This is a genomic window from Thalassobellus sediminis, assembly GCF_044386045.1.
Taxonomy (GTDB): domain Bacteria; phylum Bacteroidota; class Bacteroidia; order Flavobacteriales; family Flavobacteriaceae; genus Thalassobellus; species Thalassobellus sediminis.
The window spans coordinates 164,785-182,636 of sequence record NZ_JBISCD010000040.1 but is presented as its reverse complement, the minus strand read 5'-3'; the positions used below and the strand labels follow the sequence as shown (position 1 = coordinate 182,636).

The following is a 17,852-nucleotide window of genomic DNA, read 5'->3' as shown; positions in this document are numbered from 1 at the left end:
CGAAGGAAAATCAGAAGCTAGCAAACGAGCAACTAACTTTGGTTTAGCTAAAACTAGCAATTTTTTTTATACTTTGTTATATGGCGTTTTTTATCCATTCAATTGCTTTTTCAATTGCTTCTTCATCCAAGCATTCAACATCTGGTTTTAACGGACCTATTATTGCTCTTTTATTTTTATCACACATAAATTCATGGCTAAAAAACAAATCTGCTCCACTAGGACTAAATGAAACATTCATTAAGGATGTTGTTAACCCCATAGATTTTGATCCAAACAATTTTGTCTTTTCTTGAAATTTAAATGCCAATGCTACACTCTCTCCACAACTTGCTGTGTAACCATTAATTAGGATAGCAATTTTTTTATTCTTATTATTTAAGGTGTTATCGAAATCTATTTTAATATTAAACCCATCGGAAGTTTTGTAATGGTTATTTGCACAAATTATCGTTTTAATGTTACCCTTATTATCTTTATTGTATCCAATAATAGAATCTTTAAAAAGAGGAGACAGCCCCAATGGTTGACTAAAAGACTTACCACCAATGTCATCTTTTAAATCGATAATCCATCCTTTCAATTCCGTTGAGTTATCTATTTCTTTTAATGCTTTACGAATTTTTAAAGCAAACAAAGTAGATATGCTATCGTTTGCCCCAAATCCAGGAATTTTAATGTAACCTATGTCCTTTTCAAGAATTCGATATTCAATTTTAGGAATTTTAACGGAATCATTTAGTGTCCAATTTTCATTTGGCTTCAAAAAGAAACCGTGGTCGTCGTTTATTAAATCCAATGTATATTTTACTGCGTTATGAACATCATCATTATTTCGAAAAACCTTTATTGAATCTCTAACATTTTTCTTTACATAAATCCAATTTATCTCATTATTCTTTATATAATTTTTACTTATAATTTTGAATGCATTCTCAAACAAACGGTCGAATTGAGATTCTTGTTTCTTTGCACAAGAGAAAATAAAAAAAACTAATGTAAAGAGTAATGTTATTTTTTTCATTAATTGTTGTTTTTCAATTGGTAGCGTTTCTAAGTGTTTTGTTACATGAATTTTGAGTCAAATGCCATATAACGTTGATGTATATGGAAAGTTGCGTGTTTGTGTGCGAGGATTTTCCGAAGGAAAATCAGATGCAAGCAAACGAGCAACTAACATTGGTTAAGCTAAAAATAGCAATTTTTTATATACGGTGTTCTCTACAGGTTTTTTATTCATTTATTATCTCAATAGCTTTTTCCAATAATTCATCCCTTCCTTTCTTTAATCCTTCTATGGTTGGTTTAATTTCGACATCTGGAATAATACCAACTCTTTGGGTTTCGGTGCCATCAGGATAATAAACACCAATGCCAGAAATATTAGTCGATAACCCACCGGGTAAATATATTGAAGAAACATTTCCATCTGCTCCCGCAGTTGTACTACCAACAATAGTTGTATTATCACCTGCTCTAAATGCCATACTAGTATATTCTCCTTGACTTTGTGTAATTTCGTTAACCAATAATACTAATTTGCCTTTATAGGTTTCTTCTCCTTTTGGAATCTCTAATGCCTCTGTAAAATTAAACTCTCCTGAATTATCTAAATTAAAATTGGTGAATTTTACGAATGGTGTAGATGATGAAACAAAATATGGGCCTAATAAAAAAGGTACAAATGTTGAAGGATAGTTACGGATGTCTATAATAATTCCTTTTGTATTTTTAAAAGTATCTTTTATCATCGGAACGTCAGCTGCGGTTATGGTTTTTAAAGTTACATAACCTATGTTGCCATCAAGCATTTTATAGCATTTTCCCTCTGTAAAATTATACCATCTCATATTTAGATCTTCTTTTTTATAAAGGAGTAAACTGTGTTTGTGTTCTTGATTATTTGAAATGTAATCAATGCCAATTTCTTTTTTATTTGAACGTAGGATATCTCTAGAAATATCTCTCAATTTGACAGCCTTATTTGAGGCTGGGTAAAAAGGACTAATACTGTCAACAATAGTTTGTACGGGTTTATTGTTTATATGTGTAATGATATCTCCAACAGTTAGCTTGGAAATATCTTTTAACTCAGGATTATAATAATCAGAAACTACAAGTTTGTCTTTTATAAATTCTAAATTGAAAGGTGGATAAAACTGTCCCCTAATTTTGTTTACTAAAGTGAATCCAACGATGAATCCATGCGTATCATTTATCTCTCCGATTAGTTCAATACAAGCTAATTCATATTCTAATTTGTTTTTTGAATTTATAAACTTTGGAATATATTCTTTTAAAACATCGTTCCAATTTTTATCCGTTAAGTACTTGTTTGGATAAAAATAATTAATCATATTCCAATATCTATAAAGCGCCAATAGCTTAAATCCGTCATCGTCATAAGACATATCATAGTAACCATTTTCATTTAAAAAAATAGGATTACCAACAGAACCTCTTTCAATGTAAAATTGCTTTCCTTGAAACCTATTTTGATAAATATATTTCAATTTGTTCTTTAATTCAGAATTAAGTTCATACTCATTAAACCAAGATAGGTCTGGTTTCAAAAATGCATCAGAAGAAGTCGCTTTACAATCGAGACATTGATCTATTTTCCCATATTTAGAAATCCATTGAAGGAGGATTTGGTCTCTTTCTAGATTACTCTTTGTTTTTAGATATTTTGGAAGCATTCTAAAAAGTTCATAATCCCAATTATAATTTCCTTTGCAAATTTCTGGATGGTTATATTTTAAAAAGCCCCAAATCTTACCTAGCAATTCTAAATTATTTGTTAGCTCTTCATTAAGTTTTGGAAAGTCAATTTTTGAGCCTAAATCAAATTCTTTATCTAAATTAGCCTTGTAAATTGGTTTTTCTATTTCTTTAAGAGTTTGAACATCATTACCGTCAACGGTCAAAACAAAATCGTCAAACCATGCTTCACCTGTACCTGTAATTATTCCTGCTACATAAATATTTTCTGCATTTTCAGGGTATGATAAAGTAATGGAATATTTTTGCCAATCTTTTGTACCATTAATCTTTTGGTTTTTCATATTATCAAAGGCTAACACCTTACGATTGCCGTCAACCCTCAGTAATAGGCCGCCAAACCCATTCTCAACATTTTTAATTTTCATGTAGCCTTCAAGCTGAAGAGATTTTCCTTTATAGTTGGCTGGAATTTTATAGGCTATAGAACCAAAAGAGCCACCTTTCTTAGTCGATTTAATTTTTCCTGAAAATTTTCCAGAATGGGCATAAATAGTATCTGCACTTAAATTATAATCTCCCCATTGAAACCAGTCTTTTGGGAATTTGTAAGTTGAATTGTACGTTTCAAAATCTAAATTGAATTTCTTTTCTGTTTGAGATGAGCAACTAAAACAAAAAATAGATAGAATAATTAAAATTGTTTGTTTCATGGTTCTTTTAACTTGTAGAGAACTACGTTGATATGAAATCGTTTTAATCTTTTATATCAAACGTTAAACGAATTTAGTTATTTTTTCTGACAAATTCAAGTTGAAAAACACAAAAAGACAGTCACAATCTAGCTGTCTTTTTATGAGATATTAAAGTTTTTTAGAAAGACCAGTTTCTGTACGTTCAATTGTTTTAATGGTGCCATCTTCATTAAAAAATAAATATTCAGCACAAATTTTACGTTGTTTTTTGTTACAATCAAATTCGGTATCTACCCATCGGTGGTAAAATAAAATCCACTGTCCGTTAAATTCAACAATAGAATGGTGGTTATTGCTGGCATTTTCTTCATTCATAATCTCCCCTTGGTATTTCCAGGGACCTAAAGGTGAGTTAGAAGTGTAATAGGTTAATACTCTGTTGTCTTCTGGCATGGTATAATAGTAAACGTCATTTTTTTTAAAAACCCAAGGACCTTCTCTTTTAGGTTTATAGCCACCCATATCCATTTTATAAAGTTCTCCTTTTACGCTTAGTAAATCATCAGCCATTTCAGCAACTAAATAATCACCACCACCATTAAAATATATATAGCCTTTATCGTCATCATCAATAAATAAACAAGGATCGTTAGCATAAGGTTCCGTCCAAAGTGGTTTTCCAATAGCATCTTTAAAAGGACCAGTTGGTGAGTCACTAACAGCCATACCTAATCCCATCCATTTGGTGCTGTTTTTAGGGTTTATACGATCTTTAAAACCTGTTCCTACTGGAAAGCAGAAATAATATTTTCCATTTTTATAGGCAGCATCTGGAGCCCAAGCATAATTATCTGCCCATGATAAATCATCAACAGTTAAACAAGCACCATGATCGGTCCAATTTATTAAATCACTAGACGAAAATACATGCCAATCTTTCATCCAGAAATCTTCTTGACATGGCTCGTCATGTGAAGCGTATACATACATTTTACCATCTTTCCAAACGTGTGCTGATGGATCAGCAGTTAAAATATCACTGCCAAAATTTAATGGGTTTTGTGAAAAACATGTTGTGGTTAGTAACATGTAAATCAGGAATGTTTTAATATTAAATAGCTTCATTTTAAATGGTTTTAGTTGGTTTCGAGATTTATTTAGATATATTTTTAGAATCACTAATTTCTTTTTGCAAATGGTCTAAATATAGAATGCCATTTAGATGATCTATTTCATGCTGAAAAATAACCGAAGTGAATTCTTCAATCATTTCTGTTTTATGTTCACCTTGCATAGTATCATACTCAATTAAAATGGCATAAGCTCTATTTTTTAAAGTGTCAGATCTATTAGGTATAGATAAACAGCCTTCTTTACAAGTTTGTTTCTTTTTAGAATATTGTACAATTTTAGGGTTTAAATAGACTTCAAAAGGAAAGTTTTCTTTATCAAATCGTTGTACCCAGATAATGTTTTTTAAAACACCTACTTGTGGTGCTGCTATACCTACACCCATAGACATGCTATCTCTAACGGTAGCGTACAAACGTTTTACAAATGTTTGTAATACCATATTATTTGAATTAGCTTTAATATAAGTGCTTTTTGTTCTAAGTAATAACGAGTCTTTTGTGTTATTAATCTTGTAAATGCGCATAGGTGTTAAACTATCAGCATTCATAATCATTACAATTTCTTCACTAGAAAAAGAGTGTTCAGTTATCTTTTTAGTACTAGAACATCCAAAAATTAAAAGGACTAAGAGTATTAAAAAGATTAGTTTTTTCATTTAGTGAAATAATTAAATGTTTATTAGCGACTTACCATTCATTAATTCTATTGGAGTCTAATTTAATAAAAATAAAGATTAAAATAGTAAATGCAAATAATCCAGATCCTCCGTAGCTAAAAAGAGGTAGTGGAATACCAATAGTTGGTATTAAGCCCATAACCATGCCTATATTTATAAGAAAGTGTATAAATACAACAGAGGCAACACCATAACCGTAAATTCTGCTGAATTGAGATTTTTGTAATTCTGCTAAATGGAGAATACGTAATAAAAGTAAAACAAAAACAACGACTACAAAGGCACTTCCTAGAAAGCCCCATTCTTCGCCAACAGTACTAAAAATATAATCGGTATGTTGTTCTGGTACAAATTTACCTGTGGTACGAGTGCCTTCCATAAAACCTTTGCCTGAGAACCCGCCGGAGCTTATGGCTTTTTCAGATTCATTTAAATTATAGGCAAATGTTTTTTTCATTTGTTGCAGTTTAGCAGGGTCTTTTTCTAAACGTAACCACAGACTTATTCTGTCTTGTTGATGGGGTTGTAATACACTTTGATAAAAGAATTTTACACCAAATGAAATGGCTATTGAGACTAGTAAAATAAATATTGATTGGAGAAACGGTGGTTTTTTCTTTTGAAAAATATGAAACCCTAAAATTAATGCAAAGGCAATAATAGATGTTATTAATGCGCCAAATTTTAAAGATAAAAGAGATAAAAACATAACCAAAATTCCAATAATTAAATAGTGCTTTGGTAAGCCCTCTCTGTATAAAACAAAAAAGAAAGCGCCATAAACAACAGTACTCCCAGTGTCATTTTGTAACAATACTAAAAAAGCAGGAATTATGATGATAAGAAAGACTTGAATTTGATCTTTTAGGGACTTAATATTGGTGTTTAAATCACTAATATATTTCGCGACTGCTAGTGCTGTAGCTGTTTTTGCAAATTCACTGGGTTGTAAAGTCATGCCGCCTATATCATACCATGAAGTTGCTCCATTCACGTTTTTACCAAATATAAATAACCCTATTAACGAAAGCATGGATATGATGTATATAATACTAGAAAAACGCTCGTAAAATTTAGAGTCTATAGTTAGTAAAATAATTATTAATGCAAATGTTAAAAATATAAATATAAGTTGCTTTCCATAAGATTGTGAGAAGTCTAGATAATCTATAGTTTCTCCTGTATGAGATGCCGATAAAATATTTAACCAGCCAAAACCAACTAAAAGGAAGAAAAGGAGAATAGTTATCCAATCAAATTTAAAATGTCTATTAGTAGTCCTAACCATTAACTTTCGGGTTTATTCATTTTGCTTAAAAGCCCTTTTAATCTATAATACTCTTGATCATCAACAATTTGTAATGTTGTTTTATCATTAATATAAAAAGGTTTTCCAGAATAGGGTTTAGCATATTCTTTTTCTAAGCTATGTTTTATAAGCCATTCTTCTAAATCTTTTCTTGTAATGTCCCCTTTTATATGTTTTTCAATAAGTAGACTTGCCATTTTTCCGGCAAATCTACTTCCCCAATAACCATTCTCAACAAAAACAGCAATCGCTATTTTAGGATTGTCTTTTGGAGCAAAGGCTACAAAAATAGAGTGGTCGGTTAGTTGAGTTCTAACACTATCAATAATAGCGAAATTTTCAACAGTTCCTGTTTTTCCACAGATGTCAATATCCTTTACTTGTAAAGAGGCAGCTGTTCCTTTTTTATAAACTTGTAACATGCCTTCTATAACAGGTTCAAAATTTTCTTTATCAATGGTTGTATATTTAGGTTTTGTATATTGATCTGGTAGTGTTTCTCCTTTTATATTTTTTATAATGTGTGGGGTGTAATAATAACCTCTGTTTGCTATTGCTGCTGTCATATTTGCTAGTTGTATTGGAGTTGTAGCTACTTCTCCTTGACCAATAGCGTTAGATATAGTATAAGTTGAATAAAATGTTTTAGGGTAAGCATATTTATAGTATTCTCTGTCTGGAATTCTTCCTTTTTGTCCAACAAATAAATCGTTATTTAAAAACTGCCCTAAGCCAAAGCTTTTGGCGTGTTTACTCCAGTTATCAATACCATGTGATGCGTTCCCATCTTTATCTAAAATTTTACGGTAAGTTGTTGCGAAGTAGGCATTGCATGACCTTTGAATTCCAGTAATCATATTGTTTCTTGTACCGTAATTACAATGGCATTTCATAAACCTATTACCATATTTATAGCCTTTGTAGCAAGTTACTGTTTCGTTTGGAGAAATAACGTCTTCTTGTAGTCCAATAAGAGCATTCATTAGTTTAAAAGGTGACCCTGGTTCATATACACCTTGTAAACTTCTGTTGAAAAGAGGTTTTGCTTTAGTATCGTTATAAAGTTTTGTAAAGTTTTTAGAACGGTCTCTTCCTACTAATATATTAGGGTCGTAAGTTGGGGCTGCAACCATAGTAAGGATTTCACCAGTACTTGGTTCTATAGCAATAATGCCTCCACGTTTATTTTGCATGAGTAATTCTCCGTAGGCTTGTAATTCTGCATCAATGGTTATAGTAATATCTTTACCTTGTTCAGGAATCGTATCAAATTGACCATTTTTATATGGACCAATGTTTCTATTAAATCGGTCTTTTTGAATAAATTTAATGCCTTTAACACCACGTAAAGTTTTTTCGTAGGAAGCCTCAATGCCTTGTCTGCCAATTAAATCGCCCATTTTGTAATAGGCGTCTTTGTTTATGTCTTTGTTGTTTACTTCGCCGATATCTCCTAATACATTGGCTCCAATTGTAGTTTCGTAATGTCTTAAGGAACGTTTTTGAATATAAAAACCAATATACTTGCGCATTTTTTCTTGTAAAACAGCATAATCTTCTTTAGAAAGTTGAGGTACAAAAACAGAGGGTAATCTTGGAGAATAATTCCTTGCTTTGTCGTAGTATTTTATAAATTGTTCTTTATCTATTTTTAATAGATTGCAAAATTCAAGCGTATCTAAAGGCTCAACTTCTCTGGGAATAACCATGACATCATACGACGGTTCATTGGCTACTAAAAGATTTCCGTTTCTGTCGTAAACAAAACCTCTTTTAGGGTAGTCATAAACTTTTCTAATAGCATTGTCATCATATAAACTATGTTCGTCATACGAGTAAATTTGTAAATAAAAGAGCCTTGATATAAATAAAAGCCCAACAAAAATTATAGAAAAGAAAAGTAAAAATTGTCTCATTTAGTTTTTCTACTAAAAATAATAGTTATTAACATGCATAATAAAATAGTAAATATACTTGAGAATAACGTTTTTTGAAAGACTAAAAGTATTTTAGAGAAGCTAAATATTTCTAAAGAAAATAAAAGAATATGGTGTAATAGTGTTATTAGTGTTATGTAAGTTAGTTTTGATCCAAATTCTATGTTATCAAACTTAATAGCATAGTTTTCATATTGTACGCCAAAAGAAAATCTTAGCAATACAGGTCTAATATAAGCTATTAATACAGATGCCGCTGCATGAATACCACCAGAATCTGAGAACAAATCAATAGATAAGCCTATTAAAAAACTTAGGAAAATAAATAATATGCGATTGTCTTTAGTTGGATATAAAATAATGAATAGGATATATATGTAAGGATTTAAATAGCCTAAAAAGTTGACATGATTACATATTAAAACTTGAATAAGAGCTAAAACAAAAAAACGGATAATATTTTTTGAAATGACACTGTTCATTTAGTTTGAGTTTAACAAATTAGTTATTTCTTCAGTGTCCAAGTTTTCTATAATATAAACATGCTCAATATTAGTCATGTCGTTAAATAGTGCTACATTAATTTCATAATAATTTTCGGCAGCATCTAATTTAAAACCCTTAACAGTGCCAATAGGTATTCCTTTAGGGAAAATAGAAGAACGTCCAGAGGTAATTATGGTATCTCCTTCAATTATAGGAGCTATTTTTTCAACATCCGTTAATTGAATATTATTAGGCGATTTTCCATCCCAAACTAAAGATCCAAAATGATTCGTTTTTTTTAGCTGTGCACTTATTCGAATAGTCGTATTTAAAATAGATATTACAGTTGCGTATTTGCTATTTGTTTTGTTTACAATACCTAATATTCCATTGCTGGTAATTACACCAAGATCTTGCTTAATACTATCTTTTACTCCTTTGTTTATTAGTATAATGTTATCTGTAGCTGAGTAACTATTCTTTAAAATGTTTGCAGCCGTAAATTTGTATCTGTTTTTAAAAGATACACTATCAATATAAGTAGAGTCTTTATTGTTTTCAGAATTGTATAAAAGTGCTTTTAATTGTTTGTTTTCTTCTGCTAATAATTCATTTTGAGACTTTAAATTAAAGTAGTCTGAAATATTATTTACAGAATTATAGACACCTCCAGTTAAAAAATTAGCCGAATTTATAAACTTGCTTTTATGATAAGAATGCGATTGAATTGTAAATAAAATAGATATAGAAAACAACAACAAGAATAACAAAAAGTTTTTGTTTCTTATTATAAAATTTATAATCTGTTGCATGTTTAATTTTGTATTGCTATTTAATCAATACGCTTTTATATTTAGGTAAATTTTTAAGAGTAATACCAGTGCCTCTAACAACCGCTCTTAATGGATCTTCGGCAATATAAACAGGCAAATCTGTTTTTTGAGACAAACGTTTATCTAAACCACGAAGCATTGAGCCTCCACCAGCTAAATAAATACCTGTGTTATATATATCGGCAGCTAATTCTGGTGGTGTTTGCGATAAGGTTTCCATAACTGCATCTTCAATTCTTAAAATAGACTTGTCTAATGCTTTAGCTATTTCTCTATATGAAATAGAAACTTGTTTTGGCTTTCCAGTTAATAAATCACGTCCTTGAACACTCATATCTTCTGGAGGTAAATCTAAATCTTCAGTGGCTGCACCAATTTGAATTTTTATTTTTTCAGCAGTACGCTCACCAACATATAAGTTATGTTGCGTACGCATGTAGTAAACAATATCGTTTGTGAAAACGTCTCCTGCAATTTTAACCGATTTATCACAAACAATACCACCAAGCGCAATTACTGCAATTTCTGTAGTACCACCACCTATATCTACAACCATATTTCCTTTAGGTTGCATAATATCTACACCAATACCAATAGCCGCGGCCATAGGTTCGTGAATTAAATAAACTTCTTTACCATTAACACGTTCACAAGATTCTTTTACGGCACGCATTTCAACTTCGGTAATTCCAGAAGGAATACAAACAACCATTCTTAATGCAGGCGTGAAAAACTTCTTTTTTAAAGCAGGGATGTTTTTAATAAACATGCTTATCATTTGCTCTGAAGCATCAAAATCGGCAATAACACCATCTTTTAAAGGGCGAATGGTTTTAATGTTTTCATGGGTTTTTCCTTGCATTAAACTAGCTTCTTGACCAACAGCAATAATTTTACCAGAAATTCTATCTCTAGCAACTATAGAAGGAGAATCAACAACTACTTTGTCGTTATGTATTATAAGAGTATTTGCAGTACCTAAATCTATTGCAATATCTTCACTTAGGAAGTCAAAAAAGCCCATGTGTTAACAGTGGTTTATGAGGTTAAAATTCAATTGCAGTAAAAGTAATAAAACTAAATAAAAAAATGGAGGTTTACTATTGTTAGTTGAAAAATAATTTTTAAAGATAGTTTTTCTAACAAAAATCTATAACCGCTTATTTTTTTGTATGAATAAAGTGGTTTTTTGTGTAAAAATATCTTTTTGTCTATTAAATTTGTTTTTTAACGATTTATTTTGTAGGATTGTATTTTCAAATACTTCAAAAGTATTTAATATTGAAGCCAAATTTATTAACCTAAAAAGTAAAAAAAATGAACACAACAAATTTATGTATAACACCTCCTCCAGGAGTTCCTGTTAAGAAAAGTAACATTAGAATTACAAAGCTAGATGCTGAAATTAGTTTTGGTTTTACAATTAATTCATCAAGTGAGAAACCTTTTTCGCCGTTAGTACAGGTTAGTTATGGTGCCTCAGGTAACCTACAAGTAAGTGCAGTGGTTTTTGTAGCTGCTTCTGAAAAGCCTAATTTTTCAGGAGTTAATATGCAATCTGTTATTTCAAATTCTGGAGAAAAGGAATTAGATTTCTTTATAATTTATGATGAGCCAGAAGAAAGGTATCAAAATTTTGAAGCCTACCGAGTTGATTTTATTGTTGAAAACCCACCTGAAGATTTAGCTCAAATTCAAACTTTTTTGTGGAATAAAGATCCTGTTTCTTCTAGAGGTACAGTGAATCGTTTTTAATTATTTTTTTATTCTTTTATTATAGTAAAAGCTATAGGTGAATACCTATAGCTTTTTTTAGATATATTTGTTGTTATGGATTTTTATTTGAAGAAAATAATTAAAACTAATATATTATTCCTATTAATTTTGTCAATTAATACCATGTTTTCTCAAGAAGAAAGCAAAAAATCATTATTGTTTAATAAGCAAATTAAAAAAAAGGCATTACAATATAAATCGAATATTAATTTTTATAAATCGACATCTTTTTTTGTTGAAAAAAAATGGGATTCTACTTTAATTTATGCAATAAAGGTTTTAGCTGCTCCTCAAAATGATACTCTAGCTGATTATGCTCATTATTTTAGAGGAGAAAGTTTCTTAGAGAAAGAATTATTTGAGCAAGCACAGAAAGAATACGATCTAATATCAGATAAGTTTGAGTTTTACTATTTGGTTAAAAATGGTTTAGCACATATAGCTGCTGAACAATATCAATTTAAGAAAGCTATTTCTTATTATATTGAGTTAATAGAATTACCTGAAGAATGTTATGACTTTTTTGATAAAAGTATAGCTTTTAGAAATCTAGGTTTGTGCTATATGTATCTTAAAGAGTTTAAGAAGGCAGAACCTTATTTAGCTGAAAATGTAAGATTAAAAGAACAGCAAAAAGATACCATTGGTATTATTACATCATATGAAAATATAGCCACTTTTTATTATGAGCAATATCAAGATGATTTGGCGATTTCTTATTATAAAAAAGCGTATCAACTTTCAAGAGAAGTTACGGATGTTAGTTTGAAATGGCAAGGAGCTTTTAATATGGCTGTAGTAGAAGAAAATCGTAAAGATTTTAAAAAAGCATTAATATATAGAAAAGAGAGTGAGCAATGGAAAGATTCCTTAAATAATCAAAATAAAATTTATGAAGTAGCAAAACTTGAAAAAGAGTTTGCTGTTAAGCAAAAACAAAAAGAGGTTAGTTTATTACAGGCAGAAAATAAAACGAAAGAAGTAGAGCGAGATGGCTTATTATATTCTGTAGTAACCTTATTAATTTTGTTAGGAGTTACATTTTATTTTTATAAAGAAAAGCAGCAAGCTAATAAGATTATTGTTTCTCAAAAAGAAGGTTTAGATGAGTTAAATGCCACTAAAGATAAGTTGTTTTCTATTGTTAGTCACGATTTACGATCGTCTGTAAATGCTTTAAAAACAAGTAATACAAAGTTATTAGATAATTTAGAAGAAAAGAATTTAGAAGCGCTCGATGTGTTGTTGCATAATAATAGTGCTATTGTTAATGGCGCTTATAATTTGTTAGATAATTTGTTGAATTGGGCATTGCTACAAACCAAGCAATCTTATTTTGAAATTACATCGATACGTTTGTTTTTTATAGTAGAGCAAATGGCGTATAATTATAAACCACTTATGTTAGATAAATCGATAGATTTTGAAAGTACGGTTTTGAAAAAAGATGTGGTGTTTGCCGATCAAGAATCGTTGAAAATTATATTACGAAACTTATTAGATAATGCTATAAAATTTTCTAATCCACACGGAATTATTAAAGTTTATACTCAAAATGAAAATGAAACGTATTGTAATTTAATTATTGAAGATTCTGGTTTAGGGATGAGTGAAGATACGCGCAAAAATCTGCTTGAAGAATCATCGTTATTGTCTAAAAAAGAAAATGAAAACATTGAAGGTACAGGTTTGGGGCTGCAATTGTGCAAATCGTTAATTAAAAAGAACAATGGTAAATTATCAATAGAAAGCGAATTAGGAAAAGGAACAAAAATGATTGTATCTTTGCCTAAAACAGCATTAAATGGAAAAGGTTAATGTTCTTATTATTGAAGATACTCCTGCCGAAAGTAATAGATTAATAAAAGTACTTGAGGCTAATAATTATAATATTGTTGGAGTTGCTACATCGTTTAAAGACGGGTTAGAGCTTTTTTATAACCGCGCAATAGACATTCTTGTTATCGATATTTTCTTAAATGGTAACCCAGACGGAATTTCCTTTGCCGAAACCATTAGTGTAAGTCCAAATGCTTCTAAGCCATTTGTGTTTTTAACCAGTTCTACAGACCGAAAAATATTTGAACGTGCTAAATTAACTCAGCCTTTTAGCTACTTAATGAAACCTTTTAATGAGTTAGAAATTTTATACGCCTTAGAAATGGCTGTTGAAAAATTCTATGAGCAACCCGATGTTTTTTTAGGAGATGAAGAAGATACTATTATAAGTGACGACCATCTATTTATAAAGAAAGGAAAGGCTCTAAAAAAAGTACTTATTACAGATATTATTTATATTGAAGTAGAAGAGAAATATTGTAATATTATTACTAAAAAAGAGAAATTTGTAATTTTAATATCGCTAACAAAAATCTTGAAATTGTTAGACGAATCTGTTTTTTCTAGAACTCATAGAAATTATATAGTAAACACCGAAAAAATTATTGAAATTATTCCTTCAGACAACCTTATTATTCTTTCTGGAAATCATAAAGCTGTACTTAGTGATACTTATAAAGCTATCTTGAAAAAGATTCGGACTTTAAAGTAATTAAATGTAGAGATTATATTTAGTTTTTCAACAAATAATCTTTCTTCAATAGGTGTTTTTCAAAGCACATATTAGGTTTGTTTTTCATTTTTCCGCTCTCATGGGTAAAAATTCCTGTTTCATGCCTATAATTTTAAATACATAACTGTTTAATAATAAATTTATTCAAAGAATAAACCACTATTTATTAATAACGTATGTATTCTGAAAAAAAAGATACTGATAAAGATAGACCAAAAATGAACTTAAGTAGAACTAAAAAAAAGTTGTCAGATTATTTTATTTACATCATAGTAATAGCAATAATAGCGCAATTATTTCTTTTAATTTATAGGTTAACTCAATTGTAATTACTAGAATAAATTGGACTACATAGTTTAGGGTTATTGTAGTTTAATAATTTCTTAGAGAGAGAAGTTGAGGGAGAGGAGTGTTAATACTTGTTATTAAATTAACTCCAAAAAAAAGAGCACTATGGGTAGTGCTCTTTTTGGATTATATTAATTTTTCAATTAATGTTTAAAATGACGTGTTCCTGTCATAACCATAGATACATTATTTTCATTACAATAATCAATACTTAATTGATCTTTAATAGAGCCACCAGGTTGAATTACTGCGCTAATGCCAGCATTTTTAGCAATTTCTACACAATCAGGAAACGGGAAAAATGCATCACTAGCCATAGCAGCACCATTTAAATCAAACTTAAAAGTTTGTGCTTTATGTATAGCTTGCTCTAAGGCATCAACGCGACTTGTTTGTCCTGTTCCAGCAGCAAGTAATTGATTGTTTTTAGTTAATACAATGGTATTAGATTTTGTGTGCTTACAAATTTTTGATGCAAAAATTAAATCACTTAACTCGCTTTCAGTAGGGTTTGTATTGGTTACATTTTTCAATCCTTCAATAGTATCTGTAACGTTGTTTCTGTCTTGTAATAAAACACCATTTAAACAACTTCTAACATTCATTTTTGGCATTTCAATATCATGAAGTACTAAAAGGATTCTGTTCTTTTTACCTTTTAAAATTTCTAATGCATCATCAGCAAAAGAAGGGGCGATAACTACTTCACAAAATAAACCGTGAATTTCTTCAGCAGTAGCTAAATCAATTTCTTTATTACTTATTAAAACACCACCAAATGCAGAAACAGGGTCTCCGGCAAGGGCATCTACATAAGCTTGGTGTAAAGACTCTCTTTGTGCTAAACCACAAGCATTGTTATGTTTTAAAATAGCAAATGTTGGTGCATCGTTTTTAAATTCTAAAATTAAATTAACCGCTGCATCAACATCTAATAGGTTATTATAACTTAATTCTTTACCATGAAGTTTAGTAAAGATTTCATCAAAATTTCCGAAGAAGAAACCTCTTTGGTGCGGGTTTTCTCCGTAACGTAATACTTTTCCTTTTGTTTCACTTATTTTTAAAGCAGCTTCATCATGGTTTTGGTTGAAGTAGTTAAAAATAGCTGTATCATAATGTGATGATACGTTAAATGCTTTTCCAGCAAAACGCTTTCTGTTTTCTTCAGAAATGTTTCCGTTGTTTTCAGAAATAAGTTCTAAAAATTCCGCATAATCATCAACCGATGATACACAAACAACATCAGCATAATTTTTTGCAGCAGCACGAATTAATGAAATACCACCTATATCTATTTTTTCAATAATATCTTGTTCGCTAGCTTCAGAAGCTACTGTTTTTTCAAACGGGTATAAATCAACAATAACCACATCAATTTGCGGAATCTCATATTCTGCTAATTCAGCAACATCACCATCATGATTTTGTCTGTTTAAAATACCTCCAAAAACTTTTGGGTGTAATGTCTTTACACGACCACCAAGTATTGAGGGGTATGAAGTCACATCTTCAACAGGAACAACTTTAATGCCTAAATCATTAATAAATTTCTCAGTACCACCAGTAGAATAAATGATTACACCTTGTTTGTCTAGTTCTTTTACAATAGGCTCTAAACCCTCTTTGCTAAATACAGATATTAATGCCGATTTAATGGTTTTTTCGTTGCTCATTTTGTTGTGTTATGTTTTTAAGGATGTGAAATTTGCAATTATTTGCAAAAGTACTTATTTACTTTAAAAAAGGAGCTTAGATTTGTTAAAAAAGAGGACGTTTTTTTAACTAAAAGAAAGAGTTGTTAACAACTATAATATTTTGGCTACTTCATTGCATACAAATTCTAAAAAGCGTTCGTCTGCTTCAGTAAATGGATCTGGCGTATTAGAATCTATGTCTATTTGCCCAATATTTTCACCATTTACAAAAATTGGGACTACAATTTCAGCTTTAACTGTAATGCTGCAGGCAATATAATTATCTTGAGCAGCTACATCTGGTACAACAAAGTTTTTATTGCTAACGGCTACTTGTCCGCAAATACCTTTTCCAAAAGGAATGATAGTATGGTCTGTTGGCGCACCAACATAAGGCCCTAAAAGTAGTTCTTCTTTAGCGCCATTTCTAAAATAAAATCCTGCCCAGTTGTAATATTCTATATTTTTTTCTAGCAATTCACAAATACTTAAAAGACGTTCGTTGGTTGTTTTTTCTGTTTGTTTAACAATTGTTGTAATTTGTGGTTTTAAAGTATCAAAAATCATAAAGCTAAAAGTTTTGGTAAAAGTATTTAAAAAGCTGTAATTTCGATATTCACTTTTAATAAATTTAACACCTAGAAATATTTTAATTTTTTGAAGGAACTTTTCATAAAATATAAGTCGGTTATAAAATTTATACTTACGTTTTTAGTGGTATATATCGGTTTTTCGGTATTGTATAAATTTTATTTACAATATTCCAATGGTTCAAAATTCTATCCAGATTATATGACGCATTTGGTTTCTAAACAAACTGAGATATTGTTAAATACATTTGGATATAAAACACAAGTTTTGCCACATCCAGATGAGCCTTCAATGAAACTTATTGTAAATGATAGATACCTCGCTAGAATTGTAGAAGGTTGTAATGCAGTTAGTGTAATTGTTTTGTTTATTTCATTTATAATAGCCTTTTCAGGAAAACTAAAAACTACCTTTTTTTATATTCTTTCAGGTAGTGTTTTGATTTACTCATTTAATTTATTTCGTATTGTTATTTTGAGTATGGGCTTATATCATTATCCTTATTATTCAGAATTTTTGCATACAGTTGTATTTCCTGCAGTTATTTACGGTTTGGTATTATTGTTATGGGTTTTTTGGGTGAATCGTTTTTCTAAACTGAATAAGAAGTATGAATAAGATTTTAAAATATATCCTACTATTTATCCTTTTTGGGTTATTGGTTTTAATTCGTTTTTTTGAAGATGAATTATTTTACGATCCTTATCTAATGTTTTTTCAAAATGATTATTTGTATATTGATAGTCCGCGACGAGAAGTTTTAAAAGTTACTGCTTTTACAATGTTACGGTATATTTTAAATACCCTTATTTCATTAAGTATTCTCTACGTTTTTTTTAAAGATAAAAGTATTATTAAGTTCTCTGTTGTTATTTATTCAATGGCCTTTTTTGTGTTGCTATTAATCTATTTGTATTTTGTTGTAAACCCTAGACAAGAAGATTATTATTTGTTTTTTAATGTACGTCGCTTTTTAATTCAGCCTATTATTTTAATTCTATTATTACCAGCATTTTATTATCATAAACTTAGGGCTTAAATGTTAATCATTTAACAAAAAAGAGTTTGAGGTTTAAG

Annotated in this window: 16 protein-coding genes; 5 read left to right on the top strand and 11 right to left on the bottom strand. The window is 29.8% G+C overall.

Going from position 1 to position 17,852, the window contains the following annotated elements; translation table 11 throughout:
- Positions 1-76: 76 nt before the first annotated feature.
- The 9 genes from ACH5TW_RS07645 to ACH5TW_RS07605 all read right to left on the bottom strand — a co-directional run bounded on the left by ACH5TW_RS07645 (position 77) and on the right by ACH5TW_RS07605 (position 10,815).
- Positions 77-1,024, bottom strand: coding sequence for a S41 family peptidase (locus tag ACH5TW_RS07645; protein ID WP_439335915.1), 948 nt, complete (start codon positions 1,022-1,024; stop codon positions 77-79).
- Positions 1,025-1,232: 208 nt separating this feature from the next.
- Positions 1,233-3,434, bottom strand: coding sequence for a S41 family peptidase (locus ACH5TW_RS07640; protein WP_439335914.1), 2,202 nt, complete (start codon positions 3,432-3,434; stop codon positions 1,233-1,235).
- A gap of 150 nt (positions 3,435-3,584) precedes the next feature.
- Positions 3,585-4,541 carry a family 43 glycosylhydrolase gene (locus ACH5TW_RS07635; RefSeq protein ID WP_439335913.1) on the bottom strand — a complete coding sequence of 319 codons (957 nt, stop codon included), beginning with the start codon at positions 4,539-4,541 and terminating at the stop codon, positions 3,585-3,587.
- Between the two features lie 28 nt (positions 4,542-4,569).
- On the bottom strand, positions 4,570-5,205 hold the full coding sequence (gene def / locus ACH5TW_RS07630; RefSeq protein ID WP_439335912.1) for a peptide deformylase: 636 nt from the start codon (positions 5,203-5,205) through the stop codon (positions 4,570-4,572).
- A gap of 31 nt (positions 5,206-5,236) precedes the next feature.
- Positions 5,237-6,514: a rod shape-determining protein RodA gene (gene rodA, locus ACH5TW_RS07625; protein ID WP_439335911.1), complete on the bottom strand. Its 1,278-nt coding sequence runs from the start codon at positions 6,512-6,514 to the stop codon at positions 5,237-5,239.
- Positions 6,514-8,451: a penicillin-binding protein 2 gene (gene mrdA / locus ACH5TW_RS07620; RefSeq protein WP_439335910.1), complete on the bottom strand. Its 1,938-nt coding sequence runs from the start codon at positions 8,449-8,451 to the stop codon at positions 6,514-6,516. The genes rodA and mrdA overlap by 1 nt, the downstream gene beginning before the upstream one ends.
- Entirely contained in the window at positions 8,448-8,954 is a 507-nt protein-coding gene (locus ACH5TW_RS07615) for a rod shape-determining protein MreD (protein ID WP_439335909.1), read from the bottom strand. Before ACH5TW_RS07615 ends, mrdA begins: the two co-directional genes overlap by 4 nt.
- On the bottom strand, positions 8,955-9,770 hold the full coding sequence (gene mreC / locus ACH5TW_RS07610) for a rod shape-determining protein MreC (RefSeq protein ID WP_439335908.1): 816 nt from the start codon (positions 9,768-9,770) through the stop codon (positions 8,955-8,957).
- Between the two features lie 16 nt (positions 9,771-9,786).
- Positions 9,787-10,815 carry a rod shape-determining protein gene (locus ACH5TW_RS07605; protein ID WP_439335907.1) on the bottom strand — a complete coding sequence of 343 codons (1,029 nt, stop codon included), beginning with the start codon at positions 10,813-10,815 and terminating at the stop codon, positions 9,787-9,789.
- A 293-nt stretch (positions 10,816-11,108) separates the two neighbouring features.
- Between ACH5TW_RS07605 and ACH5TW_RS07600 the strand changes: the two genes are divergently transcribed.
- The 3 genes from ACH5TW_RS07600 (at position 11,109) to ACH5TW_RS07590 (ending at position 14,118) form a co-directional block, all read left to right on the top strand.
- Positions 11,109-11,546 (top strand): hypothetical protein, encoded by a 438-nt coding sequence (locus ACH5TW_RS07600; protein ID WP_439335906.1) that lies wholly within the window; start codon positions 11,109-11,111, stop codon positions 11,544-11,546.
- A gap of 144 nt (positions 11,547-11,690) precedes the next feature.
- Positions 11,691-13,385 carry a tetratricopeptide repeat-containing sensor histidine kinase gene (locus ACH5TW_RS07595; RefSeq protein ID WP_439335905.1) on the top strand — a complete coding sequence of 565 codons (1,695 nt, stop codon included), beginning with the start codon at positions 11,691-11,693 and terminating at the stop codon, positions 13,383-13,385.
- Positions 13,372-14,118, top strand: a complete 747-nt coding sequence (locus ACH5TW_RS07590) for a LytR/AlgR family response regulator transcription factor (RefSeq protein WP_439335904.1) — start codon at positions 13,372-13,374, stop codon at positions 14,116-14,118. Before ACH5TW_RS07595 ends, ACH5TW_RS07590 begins: the two co-directional genes overlap by 14 nt.
- Positions 14,119-14,630: 512 nt before the next feature.
- Here ACH5TW_RS07590 and purH read toward each other — a convergent pair.
- The gene (gene purH, locus ACH5TW_RS07585) at positions 14,631-16,163 is read right to left on the bottom strand and encodes a bifunctional phosphoribosylaminoimidazolecarboxamide formyltransferase/IMP cyclohydrolase (protein WP_439335903.1); all 1,533 of its coding nucleotides are present in this window, start codon (positions 16,161-16,163) and stop codon (positions 14,631-14,633) included.
- Positions 16,164-16,295: 132 nt separating this feature from the next.
- Entirely contained in the window at positions 16,296-16,751 is a 456-nt protein-coding gene (locus ACH5TW_RS07580; RefSeq protein WP_439335902.1) for an XrtF-associated fRMsr-like GAF protein, read from the bottom strand.
- A gap of 90 nt (positions 16,752-16,841) precedes the next feature.
- Here ACH5TW_RS07580 and xrtF point away from each other — a divergent pair, with 90 nt between their 5' ends.
- Both xrtF and ACH5TW_RS07570 read left to right on the top strand, forming a co-directional pair.
- On the top strand, positions 16,842-17,393 hold the full coding sequence (gene xrtF, locus ACH5TW_RS07575; RefSeq protein WP_439335901.1) for an exosortase family protein XrtF: 552 nt from the start codon (positions 16,842-16,844) through the stop codon (positions 17,391-17,393).
- Positions 17,386-17,814, top strand: coding sequence for an exosortase F system-associated membrane protein (locus tag ACH5TW_RS07570; RefSeq protein WP_439335900.1), 429 nt, complete (start codon positions 17,386-17,388; stop codon positions 17,812-17,814). Before xrtF ends, ACH5TW_RS07570 begins: the two co-directional genes overlap by 8 nt.
- The last annotated feature ends 38 nt before the right edge of the window (positions 17,815-17,852 follow it).